This window comes from Segetibacter koreensis DSM 18137 (genome assembly GCF_000374045.1).
GTDB lineage: Bacteria > Bacteroidota > Bacteroidia > Chitinophagales > Chitinophagaceae > Segetibacter > Segetibacter koreensis.
In genome coordinates this window covers 1-1,939 of the sequence record NZ_KB893369.1, presented here as the reverse complement: position 1 = coordinate 1,939, position 1,939 = coordinate 1, and the positions used below count along the sequence as shown (strand labels likewise).

The window sequence follows — 1,939 nt, the reverse complement described above, 5'->3', positions numbered from 1 at the left end:
AAATCTCTCTCACTTTTTCAAATGCTTCACTTTGTCCACCAGGCATAAGAGAAGCCCCTCTTAAAGCTCCTACTTCACCACCTGAGACGCCCATTCCAATAAAGTTAATACCAGTTTCGGCTAATTTCTCATTTCTGCTAATTGTGTTTTGATAGTTTGTATTACCTCCATCAATTATAATGTCATCAGAATCTAGTAGTGGTAATAAATTTTCAATCGTTTTATCTGTGGGCAGACCTGCTTTAACCATTAATAATATTTTACGTGGTTTTTCTATTGAATCAACGAATTCTTTAAGTGTATAAGTTGGAGTGATGGCTTCATCAGACTCGGTCATTAATTCGTTAATTTCTTCAGTTGAAATACTATATACTGAAACACTATAACCATGAGATTTAATATTTCTAGAAAGATTCTTACCCATGACACCTAGTCCTAGAACACCTATATTTTGTTTCATTATAATTCTTCCTTTCTTTTAAAATTTAACTATTCTAATCTTTGTTCTAAAGAAGATTTTTTATCTTCAAAGCCTGGTTTACCCAATAATGCAAACATGTTTTGTTTATATGCTTCCACTCCAGGTTGGTTAAATGGATTAACGCCTAGTTGGTAACCACTCATAGCACACGCAAGCTCAAAGAAATAAACAATGTAGCCAAATGTTTCTTCGTCTAGTTTAGGAATGTTAATCACTAAATTAGGAACACCACCATCTGTATGAGCTAATAAAGTACCTTCAAAAGCTTTAGTATTAACTTCATCAATTGTTTTACCGGCTAAATAATTCAAACCATCTAGGTCTTCTCTATCTTCTTCAATCGTTATATCATGTTTAGGATTATTAACTTTAACGACTGTTTCAAATAAGAAGCGTCTACCTTCTTGAACATATTGTCCTAATGAGTGTAAATCAGTAGAGTAATTGGCACTTGAGGGATAAATACCTTTATAATCTTTACCTTCTGATTCGCCAAATAATTGTTTCCACCATTCGTTAAAGTATTGCATCGAAGGTTCATAATTAATTAGCATTTCAGTTGTATAACCTTTTGCATATAAAATATTACGAATTGTTGCATATTGATATGCAATGTTGTCTTCTAAATTTCCTGTAGATAATTCTTCTCTTGCTTTTGCAGCACCTTCCATCATCATTTTAATATCGATACCTGCAACAGCGATTGGTAATAAACCTACTGCAGTTAATACTGAGTAACGTCCGCCGATGTCGTCTGGCACTACAAATGTTTCATAGCCTTCATTAGTAGCTAATTGTTTCAATGCACCTTTTTCTTTATCAGTAGTAGCAAAGATACGTTTTTTCGCTTCTTCTTTACCATATTTATTTTCTAAAAGTTGTTTAAACAATCTAAATGATACTGCTGGTTCAGTCGTAGTACCAGATTTAGAAATAACATTAACTGAAAAATCTTTGCCATCTAGATAATCAATTAATTCTTGAGTATAAGTAGATGATAAATGATTACCTACAAACACGATTTCAGGATATTCATCGCTATTTCTAAATGAAGAAGTTAACATTTCAATCGCAGCACGTGCACCTAAATATGAACCACCGATACCAATAACCACAAATACATCTGAATTTTCTTTGACACGTTTTGAAGCTTCCAAAATACGTGAGAATTCTTCTTTATCATAATCAACAGGAAGATCAATCCAACCTAAGAAATCACTTCCAGCACCAGTAGCTTCATAAATTGTGTGGTGAATTGAATTAACTATATCTTTTTGTTGTTCCAATTCATGTTCCTTAAAATATTCCAAAGCTTTACTAAAATCTAATCTTATATGAGTCATATTTACTTTCTCCCCTTTTAATTACACTATTTAATGTTGTATTGATTAATTTCTTCACTAGATAATCAATGCAAGTAAATTTTAAAGTGTTTAATAAATTTATTACACTACATTT

Annotated in this window: 2 protein-coding genes; both read right to left on the bottom strand. The window is 31.9% G+C overall.

What is annotated here, in order from left to right:
* On the bottom strand, positions 1–460 hold a 460-nt coding region (locus tag B154_RS29580; protein ID WP_033412493.1), incomplete at its 3' end, for an NAD(P)-binding domain-containing protein.
* A 29-nt stretch (positions 461–489) separates the two neighbouring features.
* Positions 490–1,824 carry a glucose-6-phosphate isomerase gene (locus tag B154_RS0122760; protein ID WP_018616663.1) on the bottom strand — a complete coding sequence of 445 codons (1,335 nt, stop codon included), beginning with the start codon at positions 1,822–1,824 and terminating at the stop codon, positions 490–492.
* Between the last annotated feature and the right edge of the window lie 115 nt (positions 1,825–1,939).

Excerpts from the sequence above, each read along its gene's own strand:
- B154_RS0122760 (WP_018616663.1), bottom strand. The coding sequence starts at position 1,824 with ATGACTCATATAAGATTAGATTTTAGTAAAGCTTTGGAATATTTTAAG.